Source organism: Geothrix edaphica (assembly GCF_030268045.1).
GTDB classification, from domain to species: domain Bacteria; phylum Acidobacteriota; class Holophagae; order Holophagales; family Holophagaceae; genus Geothrix; species Geothrix edaphica.
The window spans coordinates 1,196,576-1,216,664 of record NZ_BSDC01000001.1 but is presented as its reverse complement, the minus strand read 5'-3'; the positions used below and the strand labels follow the sequence as shown (position 1 = coordinate 1,216,664).

The following is a 20,089-nucleotide window of genomic DNA, read 5'->3' as shown; positions in this document are numbered from 1 at the left end:
GTGTCGCGACTCGACCTCTCCCGCTACTTCCTCCCCATCGCCCCCAAGCTGGCGGGCGTGGAGGCGGAACTGCAGCGCATCCTGCAGAGCGACGTGGAGGTGGTCCAGAAGCTGGCGGACCATGTTCGCGGAGGCCAGGGCAAGCGTCTCCGGCCGGCCCTGGTGATGCTGTCGTCCCGGTTCTGCGGTGTGCCCAACGATGAGGACGTGCGCTTCGGAGCCGTCTTCGAGCTGATCCACACCGCCACCCTGGTGCACGATGATGTCATCGATCACGCCCAGCTGCGCCGGGGGATGCCCACCCTCAATCGGCTCTGGGGCAACACCCTGACGGTGCTCTTCGGGGATCTGCTCTACCTGGTGGCCATGAACGAGGCCATCGCCGGCCGGAGCTGGCGGATGATGGAGATCTTCGCGGAAGTGACCACCCGCATGATCGAGGGCGAGCTCATCCAGAACGACGTCCTCTTCAAGCTGGACACCAGCCGCAAGGACTACTTCGACATCCAGGAACGGAAGACCGCGCTCCTGTTCAGTGGCTGTACCGAGACCGGCGCCGTGCTCACCGGCCGGAGCTTGGCCGAGTGCACGGCCATGCGCGAGTACGGCCTTGAGGTGGGGCGCGCCTTCCAGCTGGTGGATGACCTGCTGGACTACACCGCCACCAGCGAGCAGCTGGGCAAGCCGGCCTTCAGCGACCTGCGGGAGGGCAAGCTCACCCTGCCCATGCTCACCCTGCTGGAGAGGGCTCCGGATGAGGCCCGAACCCTCATCCGCACCATCTGGGACCGGGGCGAGGAAGTGCCCATCCCATCGGACGAGGAGGCCCGGCTCCGCGCCCTCATCGCCCGGCACGACGCCCTCTCGGAAACCCGCGGATTGGCCCACAGGGCCTCCCAGAATGCCGTGGCCCAGCTTGCGGCCGTGGCCGGCGATGCCGACACCGGGGCCCTGTTGCGTGACATTCCGGAGGCTTTGCTGTCACGGAGCAAGTGAGGGTCGGGATCGACCCTCTAGTCTTGCCAATAGTTCCCGGAAGCGGGGATGGGACCGGACCGCATCCAGGTCGCCGTCGAGGAGGAGGAAGCCACGCACCGGGTCAGGTCGTCGAGCGTCGCGAAGAGGTCCTGGCGGTCGAAGGCATAGGCCCTGGGCCAGGCCACCCGGCGCAAAGGCCTTTCGAGACCGACCTATCCTTCGACTTCGCCCAACCTCAGATCGAAGGGGATGCCGGCCCGCTTGCAGGCCGCGATGAAGCTCTCCTTGTCGGGACACTTGAGGTAGGCCTCCATGGGCTCCACCTTCTTGTCCTTGATGAACTCCACCAGGGCATCGTTCATCAGCTTCTGGCCATAGCTCCGGCCCGTCTGCATGGCACTGGTGATCTGGAAGTTCTTGCCTTCGCGGATGAGGTTGGCGATGGCTGGGCTGATGAAGAGGGTCTCCAGGGCCGCGATGCGGCCGCCGCCGATCTTCTTGAGCAGGGTCTGGCTCACCACGCACTTGAGGGCGTCGGCGAGCATCACGCGGATCTGCTGCTGCCGGTCGGCGGGGAACTGGTCCACGATGCGGTCGATGGTGCCGATGGCGCTGCTGGTGTGCAGGGTGCCGAAGACCAGATGGCCGGTGATGGCGGTCTCCAGGGCGATGGCGATGGTCTCGAGATCGCGCATCTCCCCGACCATCACGATGTCGGGATCTTCCCGCAGGGCCGCGCGGAGGCCGCTCTTGAAGCTGTCCGTGTGGGTGCCCACCTCGCGCTGATTCACGAGGCAGCCCTTGCGGGGATGCACGAACTCGATGGGGTCCTCGATGGTGAGGATGTGGTCGTGGCGCTTCTGGTTGGCCAGGTCGATGATAGCCGCCAGGGTGGTGGACTTGCCGCTACCCGTGGGGCCGGTCACCAGCACCAGGCCCTTGGCCAGGTCGCAGAGTCGCCGGATGGGGTCGGGCAGGCCCAGCTTGTCGGGATCCGGGATCTGATTGGGGATGACGCGGCAGACCAGACCCGGTCCCACGCGATCCATGAAGTAGTTCACACGCAGCCGGCAGCCGCCCGCCTCGTAGGCGTAGGCGAAATCGGCATCGTGGCGCTCCTGGAAGTGGTGCCAGGCGGCCGGCGTGGCCACGGCCTCCATCATTTCCAGCATGGTGGCCGGTTCGAGCGGACCGAAGCCTTCCAGTTCCTTCATGTCGCCATGGACGCGGACCAGGGGCGGCTCCAGGGAGGTGCAGTGGAGATCGGAACCCTGCTGGGCCAGCAGGGCGGAGAACAGGCGCTCGGCCAGGGGATGGCCGTGGGTCCCCCCGGGTCTCGGGGCCTGCTTGGAGGCGGGAACGGGTGCGGTGGCTGGGACGGCCACTGCCTGCGGGCCGGTGGGTCCCTGGTATTCGGCGACGAGGTTCGGGACCTCCCCATGACGACCCAGGCGGATCCGGAAGGTCTCACCGGCCAGCTCGTGCTCGAACTCGGCCTTCCCTTCCATCTGCCAGGCTGCCTTCATGCCGCCGGGAACCACCTCCCCCGCCAGCACGTCGACCATCACCGCAGGCAGGGGGTTGGGCAGGAGGTCCACGAATTCCCCGCTCTTGAGCTCCAGTCGGGGCTTCTGGTCCGCTTCCAGGTGGAGCCGGGACCCACCGCGGGAGATGACGTGCGAGAGCAGCCGGTCGAGCTGGGCCATGAACGCCTCCTGGGTGCCCTCAAAGGATGCCACGGGTCACAGCCTTCGGGGTTCGGACCTGGCGGCCTGGACGCTAGACTGGAGGGCGACCCTTTTCCCGGAGCCAGCATGAACATTCATGAGTACCAAGCCAAAGAACTGCTGCGGCAGTACAAGGTGGCCACGCCCGACGGGAAGGTCGCCCAGGACGCGGAAGAGGCCCGCATGATCACGAAGGAGTTCGGCGGGGCCAGCGTCGTCAAGGCGCAGATCCATGCCGGTGGCCGCGGCAAGGGCGGTGGCGTGAAGTTCGCGACGGACCCCGACAAGGCCGCCGAGCTGTTCAAGGCCATGATCGGCATGCAGCTGGTCACCAAGCAGACCGGCACCGAAGGCCGCAAGGTCCGCACCGTGTTCCTCTCCAAGCCCGTGGACATCGAGCGGGAGCTCTACCTGAGCTTCCTGGTGGACCGCGTCACCAGCCGGGTCACCATCCTGGCCTCCACCGAAGGGGGCGTGGAGATCGAGGAAGTGGCGGAGAAGACCCCCGAGAAGATCGTCAAGGTGGCCATCGACCCGGCGCTCGGCCTCAATGGCTTCCAGGCCCGCCAGGTCGCCTTCGCCCTGGGCCTTGAGGGCGATGCCTTCAAGAAGGGTGTGGTGTTCCTCCAGAACCTCTACCGGCTCTTCGTGGAGAAGGACTGCTCCATGGTGGAGATCAACCCGCTGGTGGTGACCAAGCAGGGTGAGGTCACGGCCCTGGACGCCAAGATCGGCTTCGATGACAACGGCCTGGTCCGCCACCCGGATGTGCTGGCCTACCGCGACCTCAACGAGGAAGCGGAGGAGGAGGTGGAAGCCAGCAAGTACAACCTCAACTTCATCAAGCTCGACGGCAGCATCGGCTGCATGGTGAACGGCGCCGGCCTGGCCATGGCCACCATGGACATCATCAAGTACTGCGGCAGCTCCCCGGCCAACTTCCTGGATGTGGGCGGCAGTGCCACCGAGGATGCGGTGAAGAACGCCTTCCGCATCATCCTCCAGGACAAGGCCGTGAAGGCCGTGCTGGTGAACATCTTCGGCGGCATCATGCGCTGCGACATCGTGGCCTCCGGCATCGTCAATGCCGCCAAGGAGATCGGTATCAAGGTGCCCGTGGTCGTGCGCCTCGAGGGCACCAACGTCGAGGAAGGCAAGCAGATCCTCGCGGCCAGCGGCCTGAACCTCATCGTCGCCGCCGACCTGAAGGACGCCGCCGAGAAGGTGGTTGCCTCCATCAAGTAGTCCCACCACGGAACCCGATCGATTCCATTCTTGCGAGGTATGACATGGCAGTTCTCGTGGGCAACCACACCAAACTCATCGTTCAGGGCATCACCGGTCGCGAAGGGCTCTTCCACGCCAAGGGCTGCCGCGACTACGGCACGAACGTGGTCGGCGGCGTGACCCCCGGCAAGGGCGGCACGGAGATCGAAGGCTTCCCCGTCTTCAACACCGTCAAGGACGCCGTGGCCAAGACCGGCGCCAACGCCACCATGATCTTCGTCCCCCCCGTGGCCGCTGCGGACGCCATCCTCGAGGCCCTGGACGCGGGCATCGAGCTGGTGGTCTGCATCACCGAGGGCATTCCCGTCCTCGACATGGTCAAGGTCAAGCGGGTGCTCCCCAACTACCCCAAGAGCCGCCTCATCGGCCCCAACTGCCCGGGCATCATCAGCCCCGGCCTGGCCAAGATCGGCATCATGCCCGGCCGCATCCACAAGCAGGGCCACGTGGGCGTGGTCAGCCGCTCCGGCACCCTCACCTATGAGGCCGTGGGCCAGCTCACCGCCCTGGGCATCGGCCAGAGCACCTGTATCGGCATCGGCGGCGACCCGGTGAGCGGCACCAGCCACATCGACGCGCTGGAGATGTTCAACAACGACCCCGACACCCACGCCGTCATCATGATCGGCGAGATCGGTGGCAGCGCCGAGGAAGACGCCGCCGCCTGGGTGAAGGCCAACATGAAGAAGCCCGTGGTCGCCTTCATCGCCGGCCAGACGGCCCCTCCGGGACGCCGCATGGGCCACGCCGGCGCCATCATCTCCGGAGGCAAGGGTACCGCCGCCGAGAAGATGAAGGCCCTGACCGCCGCCGGTATCACCGTGGTGCAGAGCCCCGCCGACATGGGCAAGGCCCTGGCCGAGCGCCTGAAGTAGCCGCAACGAAAAGCTTCACCACCAAGACACCAAGACACCAAGGCACCAAGAACTGCTTTTTCTTTTCTTGGTGTCTTGGTGTCTTGGTGGTTAATTTTCATTATGTTGATTTCACGGGAAATGGTCCTGGACCAGGACATCGGCCTCAACGCCACCCTCTTCGGCGGCGACATGATGTCCCGCATGGACAAGGTGGCGGGGATCACGGCCTCGCTCATGTCCCGGAACCGGCGGTTCCTCACGCTCAAGGTCTCAGAGCTGGTCTTCCACAGCCCGGTTCGGGCCGGAGAGATCATCGAGTTCTACGTGGCCGTCGCCCGCCAGGGTCGCACCAGCATGACGCTCCAGATCGAGGTGCAGGTCTACCAGCCCGTGTCCGATGCCCGACGGGCCGTCACCAGCGGCGAATTCGTCATGGTGGCCGTAGACGAAGGGCAGCACCCTGAGCCCATCCTCTGGAAGCCCGAGGCCGTCCAACTCGCGGCGGAGGCCCACCAGGCCCGGAGCAGCCGGGCCTGAAGGGCGTATCCTGGTGGCATGACGGATCTCATCAAGGCCCATCTGGATCACCGCCGCGTCTGGCGGGATTTCGACTATTGCTACCCTGTGATTTCACGGCGCAGCCGCGGGGTGAGCCTGGGCGTGAACCTGAACCCGGACAAGGTCTGCAACTTCGATTGCGTCTACTGCGAGGTGGACCGCCTGACGCCGGCGAGGCGGAAGGATCTGGATCTGGACCTGCTGGACAAGGAGCTGGGCCTGCTGCTGGACCTGGCGACCAGCGGCGAGATCTACGACATCCCGCCCTTCGATTCAGCCCGGCCCGAGCAGCGCCGCCTCAACGACATCGCCTTCAGCGGCGATGGCGAGCCCACCACGGCCCGCGAGTTCGCGGAAGTCGCGGCGAGGGTCGCCACCCTCAAGAAACAGCGCGGCCTCGACCTAGTAAAGCTCGTGCTCATCACGGATTCCAGCCGCCTGCAGGCCCCCGAGGTGGTGAAGGGCCTGGAGACGCTCATGGCGAATCAGGGCGAGATCTGGGCCAAGCTCGATGCGGGCACCGAGGCTTTCTACCGCGAGATCTGCCGCAGCCAGGTACCGTTCCAGAGGATCCTCGACAACCTGCTGGCCACGGCCCGGCGCTGGCCCATCCTCATCCAGACCCTCTTCCTCAGCTGGAAGGGGCAGGGGCCCTCGGCTGGCGAGGTGGAAGCCTATTGCGGCCGTCTGGAGGCCATCCTGGCCCAGGGCGGCCGCCTCCAGGCCCTTCAGCTCTATACGGTGGCGCGGCCCACGCCGGAGCCCGAGGCGCGCCCCTTGTCCCGGCCGGAAATGGATGATCTCGCGGCCCGGGTGGGCGCCCGACTGCCCAGCCTGCCGATCGAGGTCTACTACGGGCCGGAGGCCTGGGGCTGATGCGCCGCCGGGTCGGGAGCACCGTCATCGTGGCGGTCGGGCTGGGCGCCATGCTGGGCCTGCCCATCGCCTGCCGGCCCCGCCGCGTCCCACCGCCGCCCCCACCCCCGCGCCTTCGCCTGGTGGCGGTGGGGGACATCCTGATGCACCAGGATGTGAAGGCGGCCGCCGAGCGCGCTCCGTCCGGATTTCCGGCCCTCTGGGCCGATCTCGTGCCTCTGTTCCAGGGGGCAGATGTGGCCTTCGGCAATCTGGAGACGCCCGTGGCGCCGACCTCGGGCCGTCCCGGGGTGCCGTTCCAGTTCAACGCGCCAGCCGCCCTTCCGGCCGCCCTGCGGGCCAGCGGGTTCACGGTACTCTCCACGGCCAACAACCACGCCTTCGACCAGGGGGCGAAGGGAGTGCGGGAGACCCTGGACCGCCTGCGGGCGGAGCAGCTGGTGGCGGTGGGCAGTGGCGAGGACCGCGTCCGGGCGGAGGCGGTCCAGGTCGTGGAGCGCCAGGGCCTGAAAGTGGCCTTCCTGGGCTTCACCGATCTCTTCAACGTGGACCTCAACCGGAAGGCCACCGAGCCCTGGGTGCGGCCCCTGGACCTGGAGCCCGCCATGTCTGCCGTGCGGGAAGCGCGCCTCCGCGCCGACCTGGTGGTCGTCAGCGTCCACTGGGGCAATGAGTATCAGCGGCAGCCCACAAAGCGGCAGCGGGACATCGCGAAGCGGCTGGTGGAGGCTGGCTGCGATCTCCTGCTGGGCCACCACCCCCACGTCCTGCAGCCGGCGGAGATCGTGGAGGCGGGCGGGCGGAAGGCCCTGGTGGCCTATTCCCTCGGCAACTTCATCAGCAATCAGGATCGCATGTACCGGGCGGACCTCTTTCCGGTGGCGGGGGGCGACAGCCGCGACGGAGCAGCCCTCCAGGCCGTCTTCGAACAGCGGCAGGGCGCGGACGGACGGCCGCACCTGGCGCTGGCGGAGACTTCCTTCGAGCCCCTGTGGACCGAGAACAACTGGGGCTCCCCCGCCGCGCAACGGGAGATCCGCGTCATCCGCGTGGCCGCCGCCGAAGCCAGGGTGCGGGCGGAGGTGGAGGCCCTGTCGGCCTCCCGGGAGGGGCAGGGGGCCCCAGGCCATCGGACCGCGCTCCTCGCGAAGCAGGAGTACCTCCGCACGCTCATCCTCCGGCGGCGGCGCATCGCAGAGACCCTGGGCGAGGCGTTTGTCCGCTAGGAGCTAGGCCAGGCCCAGTTCCGCGCGGTTCTCATGCAGCACGGCGATGATGCGGGCCAGGTGCTCGTCCTCGGAACCGCCCACGGCCTCCATGAGCATCCGGAAGCCCTCGGCCACTTCGTAGCGATCCACCCCGGCCGCGAAGGCCTTGTCCTTGAGCTTCTTCTTCACGCTCTTCGGTTCCAGGCCCTCGGTGCGAGTGGGTCGTACCAGGGCGCAGGCCATGACGAACCCCGTGATCTCATCCGAGGCGAGCAGGGCCTTGTCCAGCAAATGGTCGTAGGGCACGTTCCAGCGGGTGTAGTGGGCGCTGATGGCATGGGCCAGGTCCCCCTCTCCCCGCTCGTTCAGCCAGGCCACGATGCGCTTCGGGTGCTCCCCGGGCCAGGTGTCGTAGTCTGCGTCGTGGAGCAGTCCCGCCAGGCCGAAGAGCGCCACGTCCTCCTGCAGCCTGGCCGCGAGGTCACGCATGACCAGCTCCACGGCCCGGGCGTGCGTCCGCAGCTTCTCGGAAGGCGTCCACTGGCAGAGCAGGGTCCAGGCTTCATCACGGGCGAGCATCGCGTGTCCTCAAGGGATGATGATGGTGGGCCGCGGCGGCCCGGGCTCGGGGTCGCCGGAATAGCGCACGGCCTCCAGGAACAGGCCCGAGGCGGGGGCGGCCTTGGCGGCCCAGTACAGGTTCGCGGCTTCGGTGGGGGCGTGGAGGTCCTCCAGGATGCGGCGCGGTTCCTCCTCGCCCAGGGCACAGGCCACAGAGGCCCCGACCATGCGCCGCACCTGGCGACGGAAGAAATGCGTGGCCCGGACCCGCAGCAGCACCAGCGAGCCGGCTTCCGTGACCTCGCACTGGAGGATCCGGCTCAGGCCATCCTCCTCGGCGTCCAGATCCGCGAAGGAGCCTAGATCCTGGTCCCCCTCGAAGGCGCACCAGGCCTTCCGCAGCCGGTTGAGGTCCAGGCTGCGCTTCACCCACCAGATCCAGGGTTTGCCGAAAGCGCTGCGCCGCTGGCTGATCTGGTAGAGGTAGGTGCGATCCACGGCATCGAAGCGCGCATGGAACCGGGGGGCGCACACACGCACATCGCGGATGGCGATGTCCTGGGGCAGGACGCTATCAAAGATGCGGCGCAGTTCTCCCGGCCGCGGCGCGCCCTTGGCCTCCAGGTGCAGATGGGCGACCTGGCCCAGGGCGTGGACTCCGGCGTCGGTGCGACCGGCGCCGCCCAGATAGACCAGGTGCAGACCGGCCTCGTGGATGGCGTGCTCCAGGCTGCCTGCCACCGTGCGGACTCCTTCGCGGGTCTGCTTGGGGCCCTGTTTCTGCCAACCCTGGAAGCGGCTGCCGTCGTACTCCACCAGCAGGCGGAAGGCGGCATAGGGCACAGGTTTCGCAGCCACCTTCAACCCCCGATGACGGACTTCACCGCCTCGATGAGAGTCGATGGGTCGTGGATCGGCTTCGAGATGTAGCCTTCGGCGCCGGTCAGCTCCAGGTATTTCTCCCGGTCCCCGAACATGGCGTGGGCGGTCGCGAGCAGCACGGGAACCCGCCGGGTGGCCTCATCCTGCTTAAGCAGTTTGGTGATGAAGATCCCGTCCACCTTCTGGCCCTGATAGCTCGATCTGGACAGGCTCACGTCCATGATGATGGCCTTCAGTCCGGCTTCACGCGCCAGACGGAGGATCTCGTCGACCTCCTCGGAAACCAGCACCTCGTACCCGCCTTTTTTTACCAGCACGGTCTGGATGAATTTCACATTGATGGGGTCATCCTCCACTAGGAGGATCCGGTCTGCCATAGCTGCCTCGGTGATTCCAGACTATCGGCAATCAGCGGTAAGTGCCGTATTTTTGCCGCCGTTCCAGGTGTTCCAGGAGGTCATCCGGCACTTTGAGGCCCCCCCGCCCGACGCCCAGGCGGAGACCCGGCTTGTTGGCGCCGTGGTAGTCGCTGCCCCCCGTGACCACCATGCCGAGACGCGCAGCCAGGGCCACGAAGTATTTCTGCTCCGCGGCCCGGTACTCCCCGTAGTAGCCCTCGAGCCCTTCCATTCCCTCGCGCTGGAGATCCTTCATGGCCTCGTCCCAGCGGAAGGCCCCCCCGGCGAATCGCCCCGGGTGGGCCACCACGGGCACGCCGCCGGCCTCCCGGATCCAGCGGGCGGCCTCAGCGGGGCTCAATTCCTCCCGCGGCACGAAGCCCGGGCAGTCATCCCCGATGAGCCGCTCGAAGGCCTCCGGTGCCCGCCGCACGAACCCCCGGGCGGCCAGGGCCTTGGCGAAATGGACGCGGGAAATCAGCGGCGTCTCCGCCTGGGCCTGGACATCCTCAGAGGTGATGGGGCACCCCAGTTCCCCCAGGCGGGCGATCATGCGGCGGTTCCGGTCATCGCGGCGGAGGCGCAGCTCGTCGAGACGAGTCTGGAACCGCGCGTCGGCAGGATCCACCAGGAGGCCCAGCACGTGCAGGGAGCGGCCCAGGAAACGGCAGCTCAGTTCAGTGCCCACCAGCAGGCGCACCTGCACCCGGGGCTGCATGGCCAGGAACTGCGGGATACCGTCCAGGGTGTCATGGTCAGTAAGGCAGAGGGCCGTCAGCCGCGCCTCCTCCGCGAGCAGAGCCAGCCGTTCCGGCGTATCGGTGCCGTCCGAGTGGAGGGTGTGGCAGTGGAGGTCGATCACAATCCGACCGTAGCAGAGCGGAGGGAGGATTGGACGGAATGCCCCGAAGGGGCATTGCCGCCCGAAGGGCGAGGGCCGGAGGCCCGAGTCACGATCCGACCCTGGTAAGGAGGGAGGGAGAGGATTGGACGGAATGATCCGAAGGAGGATCCCGCGCAGTTTCGGAAACCCCCGGGGCGGGGCAGGGCCCCATATTGAAAGCGCGCCCTACTGGACGAAGTTTGCCGCGCTCTGGGCGTCGTCGGTGGGCTCATCCATGGCCAGGCGGCGGAACAGCTTCACGTCAGCCAGGGACAGGATGCTCATGTAGGAGAAGCCGCTGAAGAACAGCCAGAGGAAGGGCACGGAAGCCCACTTGCGGATGTAGATGGCCACGAAGAGGGCGGCGAAATAGTAGATCGCGAAGCCCAGCTCCAGGAAGGTGAGCAGGCTCTTGGGCACCTTGTAGGCCCGCTTGGTGACGGACTTGCCATTGGCATCCACGCCGTACTTGGGGGTGCGCTTGAACTCCTTGTCGTCGGTGAAGAAGCCCTCCAGCACGGCCTTGGCCTGGTTCAGTGCGAGGCCGATGCCCAGGCCCATGAGGCCGGGGATGTACTTCAGGCGCTTCTGCCAACCGGTGTTGTCCGTCAGTTCCTTCTGGGAGAGGCCGAAGTAGAGACCGACGCTCACTGCGTTCAGCAGGAAGAAGGGGCCGTCGGTGAGCAGCAGGACATGCACGGGCGTGCCGGCCCGGAAGACCATGGCGGGCACCATGATCACGGAGAGCACCACCATCAGCATGTAGTTGCAATTGGCCGTCAGGTGGAACCAGCACTCCATCTTGGTGTGCAGGCTCTCATCGGACTTCCAGATGGTCTTCATGAGCTTCCGGATGACCTGGGCGTTGCCCTTGGCCCAGCGGTGCTGCTGGCTCTTGAAGGCGTTGACCTCCACGGGCAGCTCGGCGGGGACGACCAGATCCTTGAGATAGACGCCCTTCCAGCCCTTGAGCTGGGCCCGGTAGGACAGGTCGGCATCCTCGGTGATGGTGTCGTGCTCCCAGCCGCCTGCGTCGGCGATGGCGGCGACGCGCCACATGCCGGCGGTGCCGCTGAAGTTGAAGAAGGCCTTGGAGCGGTGGCGGGCGGTGTGCTCGAAGACGAAATGGCCGTCGAGCAGGATGGCCTGCACCTGGGTCAGCAGGGAGAACTCGCGGTTCAAGTGGGCCCAGCAGCCCTGGACGAAGGCGACCTTCTCATCAGCGAAGTGGGGAACGGCCTTGCGGAGGAAGTCTTCGGTGGGGAGGAAGTCGGCGTCGAACATGGCCACCAGCTCGCCCTTGGCGACCTTCAGGCCCTCGGCCAGCGCGCCGGCCTTGAAGCCCGTGCGGTCCGTGCGGTGCAGGTAGTGGATGTCGAAGCCCAGGGCCTTGTAACGGTCCACCACGCCGCTGGCGACGTGCACCGTGTCGTCCGTGGAATCGTCCAGCACCTGGATCTCAAGCTTGTCCTTGGGCCAGTCCATCTTCACGACGTGGTCCATGAGCCGCTCGATGACATTCATCTCGTTGAACACCGCCAGCTGCACCGTCACCACCGGCAGGTAGTTCGCGTCGCCCACGGGCTGCGGCACGTCCTTCTTGTGGCGGTAGTAGAGCAGCAGCATCCAGAGGCGGTGCGCCCCGTAGACACTCAGGATGGTGAGCAGCGTGAAGTAGGTGCCGAGCACGATGGTCTTGACGACTTCCATCACGGAATAAACCTCCCTCGGCCCGGGTCAGCGGGCCTGTGGTTTATTGTGGCACGGGAGGCCGGAAAATCCACGAAAAACATGACAATCTACCACTCCATCTCCGATCGTCCGGTAGGATGCTGGCATGGCAGAACTCGACAACTTGAACCTCCCCAAGACCATCGGCCGCTACCAGGTCCTGCGCCTCCTGGGCTCCGGGGCCATGGGCAGCGTCGTGCTCGCCGAGGACCCCCGCATCAAGCGCAAGGTGGCCATCAAGCTCATGAAGCTCGACGCCGTGACGACCGATGCGGACCGTCACGAACACCTGATGCGCTTCCAGCGGGAGGCGGAGGTCTCCGGCCTGCTGAACCACCCGGGCATCGTGGCCATCTACGATGTGGGCGAGGAGGAGGGCTACGGGCCCTTCCTGGCCATGGAGTTCGTGCCGGGCAAGCCCCTCGACGGCCTGATGAAGGAGGGTGCGGCACTGCCCAACAAGGAGAAGCTGCGCATCGCCGCGGGCCTGGCGGAGGCGCTGGACCACGCGCATGCCAAGGGCATCGTCCACCGCGACGTGAAGCCCGGGAACGCCATGGTGGGCGAGGATGGCCACCCCAAGCTCATGGACTTCGGCATCGCGAAGCGCGAGGATGCCAGCCTCACCCAGACCGGAACCTTCCTGGGCACACCCAGCTATGCGAGCCCCGAGCAGATCCGCGAAGGCACCGTGGACAGCCGCTCGGACATCTTCAGCTTCGGCGTGCTGGTCTTCGAGCTGATGAGCGGCCAGTCGCCGTTCCCCGGCACCTCCATCAACACCATCCTCTACCGCATCGTCAACGAGCCGCCCGTGGAGGTGCAGCCGCCGGTGCTCGGGGTCCTCCCGGATGGCTGGCGCCGCATCTTCGACAAGGTGCTGTCCAAGCGTCCCGAAGACCGCTACGCCACCTGCACGGCCTTCGTCCGCGAGCTGCTCGACGCCGTGGTGGACCTCGGCAAGGAGGACCGCCGCGAGCTCCTCGGGCTCCTGAAGATGAACGGAGATTCCCCCATCCCCGAGATCCGGTCGACCTCCTTCGACGAGACCATGGTGGTGGCGCGGCCCGAACCCCGGGGCTCCGGCCGGATCTGGCTCGCCGCGGCCGCCTTGGCCGCCCTGGCGGGGGGCGGCTGGTTCCTATTCCAGGGTCCGAAGGTCGTCCGCCTTCCCATCGACTCTCAGCCTGCGGGGGCCAAGGTCTTCCTGAACGACCAGGCCGTGGGCACCACCCCTATGAGCCAGCCCCTGCGGGCCGGGGATGCCCTGCGGCTGGAACTCAAGGGCTTCCGGCCCATGGAGTACGCCTTCAAGCCAGGCGAAGCGCCTCCGACCTTCACCCTGGCGGCCATCGTCAGCGAGGAGCTCATCGATTCCGTGCCGCCCGGCGCCTCGGTCGTGCTGGACGAGAAACCGTTGGAGGGCGCAACGCCCCTCAAGGTGTCGTGGAACCATGGGCAGCCCCATCGCCTCACCCTCACCAAGGAGAAGCTGGGCTACGCCTCGGATTTTGCCCCCGGCGAGGCTCCGGGCGGGAGGGTCTTCGAGCTGAAGGAGGGGACCACCGCCGACGCCCGCCAGGAGCCGCCCCTGGATCCCAACGCCCCCGGCCTCATCAGGCTGGCCGGCGCCTTCGGCGTGCGCGTGAGGGTGGACGGCAAGGACATGGGTGACTTCGCCCCTGGTGCCAAGCTCCCGCTGCCTCCCGGCTCCCACAAGGTCGAGTTGGCCAGCCCGAAGCACTACTTCAAGGAGATTCGGACCCTGAGTGTGACCGCCGGCCAGACCGCGCCCCTGAATCTGCCCCCCCTCGCCACCCTCACCGTCGAGACCTTCCCTGGCACCGGCAAGGTCCTCGTGGATGGCCAGGATGCGGGCATCGAAAGCGACGGCAGCGGCGTCAAGCTCACGGAGGGCCGCCACACCGTCACCGTCCGAGGCCCCAAAGGCAGCAAGAACGAGACGGTGGAGGTGAAGGGCGACAAGGGGTTGAGGTTCCCGTTGTAATGACCGGGGTGGAGTTCGCCTCCACCCGCCCCAGGCCTAGAGCACGGCCCGGATCTGGGCCTCGCTGAGGATCCGTGGGCTGTTCTTGGCGGCCTGGAGGACCCGTTCCACGCGGTCGGGACTGGGGTCGTACCCGTTGAGCTCAAGCCAGTAGATGACGTTGCTGTGCCCCGCCATGGGGCCGATCTCGATCTCCTGCCGCCGGCCCACCAGGGCGGCGGGAACGCCGGAGTAGACGGCATCCGCCAGGTCCACGTCGCCCCGATGCAGGGCCTTCACGATGGCGGCGGCATGGACGCCCGTGCCCGTGCGGAAGGCGTCGCGGCCCAGCACCGGGTAGTTGGCGGGGATCACCACATCGCACAGCTCGGCCACGCGCTCTGCGAGGGCAGGCAGGTCCGTGAGGTCCCCCTTGGGGTAGCCCATGAGGTGCAGGTTGATCATGAGCTGGTCCAGGGCCACGTTGCCGCAGCGCTCTCCGATACCCAGGATGGTGCCGTGGAGGCGGTCCGCGCCGGCCTCGAAGGCGGCGATGGCATTGGCCACGCCCAGCCCCCGGTCGTTGTGCCCGTGCCAGTCGATGTTCACCGGGCGGTCCCGGACGACCTCGTCCCTGATGAAGCGCACCAGCCGCCGAACGCCGTCGGGCGTGGCGTGGCCGCAGGTATCCGAGAGGCAGATGGACTGGGCCCCCTCGTCGAGGGCGGCAACGTAGATGGCCTTCAGCACGTCGGGCCGGGCCCGGGTGCTGTCCTCGGTCACCATCATCACGGGCACGTCGTGGCGGCGGCAGAAGGCCACGGCTTTGCGCGCCGTGTCCACCAGGAAGGCAAGGTCCCACCCTTCTACATCCATGCGGATGGGGCTGGATCCCAGGAAGGCGCCGGCCTCCAGCGGGAACCCCACGCGCTGCTGGATCTCCGCTACCTGGATCAGGTCCGCCTCGATGGTCCGCACGGCCACGTTGGGCTGGAGGGGCAGGCGGTGATCCCGGATCTCGACCATGAGCGCCCGCACGGCCGCCAGGGCCTTCGGCCCCGCCCCGGGCATGCCCAGGTCCACGGCGTCCACCCCCAGGCTGGCGAGACGGTGGATCAGGTCGCGCTTGGCGGCGATGTCCGGATCACGCACGGAAGGGCTCTGGAGGCCGTCGCGCAGGGTCTCGTCGAGGAGTATCGGGATCCGGCCTTCTGCCTGAGGGCCGTTCCAGTCATTGATCAGCTCGTCCAGTGTCATGGAGGAATCAGACTACGGTGACTTCGATCCTGCGGTCCAGCAGGGTTCCCAGGAGGGCGGCCTTCTCGCGGAAAGCCTCCATCTCCGGTTCCACATCCCCGGTGGCCTCCAGGTGCACCCGCAGGGTGTCGTCGTCGATGTCCACGGACAGGCCACGCACCGCCTGGCGGCGCCGGCGGTCCAGGGCATCGGCCCCCCGCACCAGGGCCGCCAGCTTGCGGACCACCTGGCGGTGCCAGGGCGCCAGAGCCCGGAACGCCTCGTGCTTCGCGTGATGGGGCGGCTTGCCCCGGTGGAAGCGCACCACCTGGGCGAGCACATCCACCTCCTCCGGCCAGAAGCCAGGCAGGGCCGCATTGCGCACCAGATACTCACCATGCTTGTGGTGGTCCTTCTCGGACACCGAGAAGCCGACGTCATGCACCCGCGCGGCGAAGGCCAGCCACTGGCGCTCGGTGTCGCCCAGTTCGAAGTGCGGCTGGAGCGCCAGGAAGAGCTGGTCCGCCAGCAGGGCCACATGGCGACTGTGACCGGGGTCGGGATCCAGGCGCGCCGCCAGCTGCTCGATGGAGGCCCGGCGGCGGTCCGCCAGGGGCGGGATGGCGGCCCCGCCGTGCTTGAGGGCCTCCCAGATCATGCCCTCTCGCAGGCCCACAGGCAGGTGGCGCAGGGGCGGGGTGCCCAGCCACTCCATGAGGGAGAGGGCCCAGATGGCACCCACGTGCAGCACCTCGGCGCGCTTGGGATCCACACCCAGGCGCTCGGTGCGCTGCTGGACATCCGTCCGCCAGAGCTTCAGGGCGTAGGCCCGGAGCTGCTCCGCCGTGAATCCCCGGCCGTCGTCCGAGCCTTTGGCCAGATCCTCCAGGGTGCCTGAGGTGCCCAGGATGAGCGTGGGCTCGGGCAGCTCCGTGGGCAGGTCCTTGCGGGCCTTCTTGAGGATGCGTCGGATCATCTTCCGCAGCCGCTTGAGGTCGTGGGCCGTGGGCGGGTTCGAGGTCTGGGCCGCATCCGCCAGGCGCTGGAGGCCCCATGGAAGGGAGATGCTGGCCGCCACGCGCCCGGCCTGCACCCACGTCAGCTCGGTGCTGCCGCCGCCGATGTCCACCAGGGCAACGGGCTCCAGGGGGAAGGGGATGGCGTGGGAGACGGCCTGGTGGATGAGCCGGGCCTCCTCCTCACCGGAGATCACCTGGATGGCGATGCCCAGCGACTCGGCCTCCATGACGAAGACCTGGGCATTCTTCGCGTCGCGCAGGGCCGCCGTGCCGCAGGCCATCACGGTCTCGCACTCAAAGCCCTGGATGACCTTCGCCATCTGGGCCAGGGCATCAAGGCCGGCCCGGAAGGCCTCGGGACCGATCTCGCCAGAGCGTGCCTCGCCGCGGGCCAGGCGCACCATGGCCTTCTCCCGGGCCAGGACCAGCTGACCCCCCATGGGATCCGCCTCCACCACCACCAGGTGGATGGAGTTCGATCCGACGTCGACGGCCGCGATCCGCATGGAACGATTGTGGCCGGATGGCGCCCCCAAAAATTACGAATCGATTCGTTGACAACATACGAATTGATTCGTATGTTGTCTCCAGACCCCCTGGAGGCTTCATGACTACCGCGCCCATCCGCCCGTCCGATGGCGAGCTCGCCATTCTGCGGGTCCTCTGGTCGCGGGGTCCCTCGACCGTTCGGGATGTGCACACCGAATTGTCGAAGGACCGGGACATGGGCTACACCACCGTGTTGAAGCTCATGCAGATCATGGTGGAGAAGGGCCTGGTGGCCCGGGACGAACGCGCGCGCTCCCACACCTACCGGACCCTCCAGGGGGAGGCCGAAACCCAGCGCTGCCTGTTGAAGGAACTTCTGCAGAAGGCCTTCGCGGGCAATCGTCGGGAACTCGTCCTCCAGGCCCTCGAAACCGAGCCCGCCTCGGCCGAGGAACTGGAGGACATCCGCAAGCTGCTGAATGACGCCAAGGGGAGGGCCCGATGATCGACCTATCATCCTTCCCTGTATTGCAGGCCATCGGCTGGACCCTGCTCCACAGCCTCTGGCAGGGCGCGCTGTTGGCCCTGCTGGCGGTGGTGGCGCTCCGGCTGGCGCAGCGACATTCCGCGGACCTCCGCTACGCCATCGCGGTGGGAACGCTGGGCCTGCTGGTCCTCACCTTCGCCGGAACCCTGATCTGGATCTCGATCGGCGGCGATCCGCTGCCCGTGTCCGGAACCTTGGCCATCGTCCCCATCGGTGAAGGGCAGAGCCCCGTGAGCTGGATGGTCCGGCTTCGTGGGGCACTCGGTCCCTGGATTCCCTGGCTGTTCCTGGCCTGGATTCTGGGTTTCAGCCTGCGGCTCGTGCAAGTGGGGCGATCCTTGGTCTGGCTCTATGGGCCTTGCCTGGGAAACCTTCAGCCGCCGCCAGCCGAATGGCTGGCACGGTTCGAATCCATGCGAATCCGCAGCCGCGTGCAAGCACCCGTCCGCCTGGGGTTGTCCGACCAGGTGGATTCCCTCGTAGTGCTGGGCTGGCTGAAACCCATGGTGCTGGTCCCGGCGGCGGCTTTCCTGGCCCTGAGCCCCGAGGCTTTGGAGGCCCTGCTGGCCCACGAACTGGCCCATGTCCGCCGTGGGGACTTCCTGGCGAATGTCCTCCAGACTTTCGCGGAAGCGCTGTTGTTCTACCACCCCGCCGTCTGGTGGCTCTCCCGGCGCATCCGCCAGGAGCGCGAGCACTGCTGCGATGATGCGGCCGTACAAGCCTGCGGCGATCCGATCCTCTACGCCTCCGCCCTCGTCGGATTGGAGGAACTCCGCTCTCAACCGAACCTGATTCCCGATCTGGCCCCCGCGGCCAGTGGAGGCCACCTCATGTCCCGCATTCAACGACTGCTGCACCCGCATGCCACCCACGCTCCGGCCGCGCCCCTGGCCGCCCTCATTCCGGCCCTCCTGCTGGCGGTTGTCCTGGGCATCGCCACACTCTCGGCCACCGACGCCCCCAAGCCTGCACCGGCAGCATCGGACCCCGTGGAGATGGATTTCAAGCTGATCCGTGTCAAGCATCAGCCCGAGGCGCCCGCTTATCCTCCCGAGGCCAAGGCCGCTCGCATCCAGGGCACCGTGGTGGTGGTCCTGGTCATCGACACCGAAGGCAAGGTGACGGCGGCCAAGGCCATCTCGGGCCCCCCGGAACTCCACGCATGCGCCGTGGGTTATGCCAGGGCCTGGGAGTTTGAACCCGCCAAAGTCAAAGGAAAACCCGTGCCCGCCAGATTCAAGCTCACCATGCCGTTCCGCCTGAAGTGAATCTTTTCACCACGGCGCAAAAGGGGCCATCAGGCCCCTTTTGCGCCCAGTGAGAAGCAGGGAGGAGCCTGACCTCTGGTAACCGTTGCGTGAAGTCCGAGGGCCCGGCCATGCTCGATCCCACATTCCGAGGTGATCAGATGGCTTTGACGGTGGATGGCATCTTTGCGCTCATGCCCGAACTCTTCCTGCCCGAGAAGGCCCAGGGGCTCACGGTCTCCGTCTACTACCAGGTGACGGGCGAGGGTGGCGGGGACTACACCTGCCAGATCGACAACGGTGTGTTCTCCCTGAAGCGGGAGGCCAAGCCCGACGCCACCTCCGTGGTGGTGATCGGCGCGGAGGACTGGATCGCCCTGAACGAAGGCAAGCTCGATCCCATGCAGGCCTTCATGACCGGGAAGCTCAAGGGCACCGGGGATCTCGGCCTGCTCCAGAAATTCCCCAAGTTCTTCAAGAAGCCCCAGAAGCAGGGCGGCCCGGTGAAGCCGTTGAAGGATCTGCTGCCCGCGCGCCTCGCGCTGGCCGGGACGGGGATCAAGGTGACCGTGGGAACGGAAAGCTGGGGCGACGGCGCGGAAGTGTCCGGCGATGAAGCCGCCGTGCGGGGACTGGTCTGCGGTGTCTCGGAGCCCGGCCCCGCCCTGCTGGGTGGCCAGATCCGGTACGCGGGGGACATGAGTCTTCTCCGCAAGGCCTGGAAGACCTGGTCCGCCGAGCCTGAAATCAGCTTCCCCGACACGCCCGGCGGCAAGGCCCTGGCGACCCTGCGCAAGCGCTACAAGGGCGGCGCCAGCGGCACCCTGGAAGTGAAGGTGGATGGGGTGCCCTACCGCCTGGACTTCAAGCCGGAAGGGCTGTCCGTGCGACCTGGCGAAGTGGAGGGCGGCGCGGCTCTGGGCATCTCCGATGCGGATTTCGCGGCGCTCAACGCGGGCAAGCTGAACCTGGTGGCGGCCCTGCTGGGCGGCGCCATCACCGTGAAGGGCGACATGAGCCAGGTGGCGGCCTACACCGCCCACTTCGATGCGGACGTGAACCCGGCCCAGGCCCTGCTGGAGTCCATGCCTGAGCGTTTCAACGCCGAAAAAGCCGGAGATCTTGAAGCCGCCGTGGGTTACCAGATTGATGACCTGGGCTATACGCTTTTCGTCCGGAATGGCACCTGCATGGTGTTCCCCCGCCTCATGAAACCCTGTGATACGCTCCTGAAAGCCAAGGCCGACGACTTCATTGCCATGAGTACCGGAACGCTGAATGCCCAGGAGGCCTTCATGACCGGCAAGATCCAGATCGAGGGCGACCCGCTGCTCATGCAGAAGGTCGCGAAGAGCTTCAAGCGGCCTGAAGCCTGAGTCTCCCGTGACGCCTCCCGCCGCCCCCTCCCGCAAGAGGACACCGGGCCCCAAACCCGGGAAGGCGGCTGTGGGCACCATCCGCGTGGCCAAGGTCATCGCGCCGATGACCGCCGCCAAGCCCGATAAGAAGGCGCTGCTCGACCCGGAAGAGGATCTGGCCCCCGGGGTGCCCTGCGAGGGGCGCTGCGGACACTGCCATCACCATCCCTGCCGTCTCCACGGCGGAATCTGAATCT

Annotated in this window: 19 protein-coding genes; 11 read left to right on the top strand and 8 right to left on the bottom strand. The window is 67.2% G+C overall.

Annotated features, from left to right (window positions below):
* Positions 1-996, top strand: coding sequence for a polyprenyl synthetase family protein (locus QSJ30_RS05480; RefSeq protein WP_285607231.1), 996 nt, complete (start codon positions 1-3; stop codon positions 994-996).
* Between the two features lie 194 nt (positions 997-1,190).
* On the opposite strand, the gene QSJ30_RS05475 is transcribed toward QSJ30_RS05480, so the two are convergent.
* Positions 1,191-2,684 carry a type IV pilus twitching motility protein PilT gene (locus QSJ30_RS05475; RefSeq protein WP_285607229.1) on the bottom strand — a complete coding sequence of 498 codons (1,494 nt, stop codon included), beginning with the start codon at positions 2,682-2,684 and terminating at the stop codon, positions 1,191-1,193.
* A 108-nt stretch (positions 2,685-2,792) separates the two neighbouring features.
* Here QSJ30_RS05475 and sucC point away from each other — a divergent pair, with 108 nt between their 5' ends.
* From sucC to QSJ30_RS05450, 5 genes are all read left to right on the top strand, one after another.
* Positions 2,793-3,950 (top strand): ADP-forming succinate--CoA ligase subunit beta, encoded by a 1,158-nt coding sequence (gene sucC / locus QSJ30_RS05470; RefSeq protein WP_285607227.1) that lies wholly within the window; start codon positions 2,793-2,795, stop codon positions 3,948-3,950.
* Positions 3,951-3,994: 44 nt separating this feature from the next.
* A complete protein-coding gene (gene sucD / locus QSJ30_RS05465) occupies positions 3,995-4,867 on the top strand; it encodes a succinate--CoA ligase subunit alpha (RefSeq protein ID WP_243321408.1) in 873 nt (290 codons plus the stop codon).
* A gap of 120 nt (positions 4,868-4,987) precedes the next feature.
* Positions 4,988-5,386: an acyl-CoA thioesterase gene (locus QSJ30_RS05460; RefSeq protein ID WP_285607223.1), complete on the top strand. Its 399-nt coding sequence runs from the start codon at positions 4,988-4,990 to the stop codon at positions 5,384-5,386.
* Between the two features lie 18 nt (positions 5,387-5,404).
* Positions 5,405-6,283 (top strand): radical SAM protein, encoded by an 879-nt coding sequence (locus tag QSJ30_RS05455; RefSeq protein WP_285607220.1) that lies wholly within the window; start codon positions 5,405-5,407, stop codon positions 6,281-6,283.
* Positions 6,283-7,509 carry a CapA family protein gene (locus QSJ30_RS05450; protein WP_285607219.1) on the top strand — a complete coding sequence of 409 codons (1,227 nt, stop codon included), beginning with the start codon at positions 6,283-6,285 and terminating at the stop codon, positions 7,507-7,509. The genes QSJ30_RS05455 and QSJ30_RS05450 overlap by 1 nt, the downstream gene beginning before the upstream one ends.
* Positions 7,510-7,512: 3 nt before the next feature.
* On the opposite strand, the gene QSJ30_RS05445 is transcribed toward QSJ30_RS05450, so the two are convergent.
* From QSJ30_RS05445 to QSJ30_RS05425, 5 genes are all read right to left on the bottom strand, one after another.
* A complete protein-coding gene (locus QSJ30_RS05445; RefSeq protein ID WP_285607218.1) occupies positions 7,513-8,070 on the bottom strand; it encodes an HD domain-containing protein in 558 nt (185 codons plus the stop codon).
* A 9-nt stretch (positions 8,071-8,079) separates the two neighbouring features.
* On the bottom strand, positions 8,080-8,910 hold the full coding sequence (locus QSJ30_RS05440) for a tRNA pseudouridine synthase A (protein ID WP_285607216.1): 831 nt from the start codon (positions 8,908-8,910) through the stop codon (positions 8,080-8,082).
* A gap of 2 nt (positions 8,911-8,912) precedes the next feature.
* On the bottom strand, positions 8,913-9,311 hold the full coding sequence (locus QSJ30_RS05435) for a response regulator (protein WP_285607212.1): 399 nt from the start codon (positions 9,309-9,311) through the stop codon (positions 8,913-8,915).
* A gap of 31 nt (positions 9,312-9,342) precedes the next feature.
* Positions 9,343-10,194: a PHP domain-containing protein gene (locus tag QSJ30_RS05430; protein ID WP_285607211.1), complete on the bottom strand. Its 852-nt coding sequence runs from the start codon at positions 10,192-10,194 to the stop codon at positions 9,343-9,345.
* Between the two features lie 207 nt (positions 10,195-10,401).
* Entirely contained in the window at positions 10,402-11,925 is a 1,524-nt protein-coding gene (locus QSJ30_RS05425; RefSeq protein WP_285608044.1) for a cellulose synthase family protein, read from the bottom strand.
* A 127-nt stretch (positions 11,926-12,052) separates the two neighbouring features.
* Between QSJ30_RS05425 and QSJ30_RS05420 the strand changes: the two genes are divergently transcribed.
* Positions 12,053-13,954 (top strand): serine/threonine-protein kinase, encoded by a 1,902-nt coding sequence (locus tag QSJ30_RS05420; protein WP_285607209.1) that lies wholly within the window; start codon positions 12,053-12,055, stop codon positions 13,952-13,954.
* A 36-nt stretch (positions 13,955-13,990) separates the two neighbouring features.
* On the opposite strand, the gene QSJ30_RS05415 is transcribed toward QSJ30_RS05420, so the two are convergent.
* The gene (locus tag QSJ30_RS05415) at positions 13,991-15,190 is read right to left on the bottom strand and encodes a LeuA family protein (protein WP_285607207.1); all 1,200 of its coding nucleotides are present in this window, start codon (positions 15,188-15,190) and stop codon (positions 13,991-13,993) included.
* 7 nt (positions 15,191-15,197) lie between these two features.
* Entirely contained in the window at positions 15,198-16,694 is a 1,497-nt protein-coding gene (locus QSJ30_RS05410; RefSeq protein WP_285607204.1) for a Ppx/GppA phosphatase family protein, read from the bottom strand.
* Between the two features lie 101 nt (positions 16,695-16,795).
* Here QSJ30_RS05410 and QSJ30_RS05405 point away from each other — a divergent pair, with 101 nt between their 5' ends.
* From QSJ30_RS05405 to QSJ30_RS05390, 4 genes are all read left to right on the top strand, one after another.
* Positions 16,796-17,182: a BlaI/MecI/CopY family transcriptional regulator gene (locus QSJ30_RS05405; RefSeq protein WP_285607202.1), complete on the top strand. Its 387-nt coding sequence runs from the start codon at positions 16,796-16,798 to the stop codon at positions 17,180-17,182.
* The gene (locus QSJ30_RS05400) at positions 17,179-18,495 is read left to right on the top strand and encodes a M56 family metallopeptidase (protein ID WP_285607200.1); all 1,317 of its coding nucleotides are present in this window, start codon (positions 17,179-17,181) and stop codon (positions 18,493-18,495) included. The genes QSJ30_RS05405 and QSJ30_RS05400 overlap by 4 nt, the downstream gene beginning before the upstream one ends.
* Before the next feature lie 173 nt (positions 18,496-18,668).
* Complete coding sequence (locus tag QSJ30_RS05395; protein ID WP_285607198.1) at positions 18,669-19,850, top strand: SCP2 sterol-binding domain-containing protein; 1,182 nt, start codon at positions 18,669-18,671, stop codon at positions 19,848-19,850.
* A 7-nt stretch (positions 19,851-19,857) separates the two neighbouring features.
* Positions 19,858-20,085: a hypothetical protein gene (locus tag QSJ30_RS05390; protein ID WP_285607196.1), complete on the top strand. Its 228-nt coding sequence runs from the start codon at positions 19,858-19,860 to the stop codon at positions 20,083-20,085.
* The last annotated feature ends 4 nt before the right edge of the window (positions 20,086-20,089 follow it).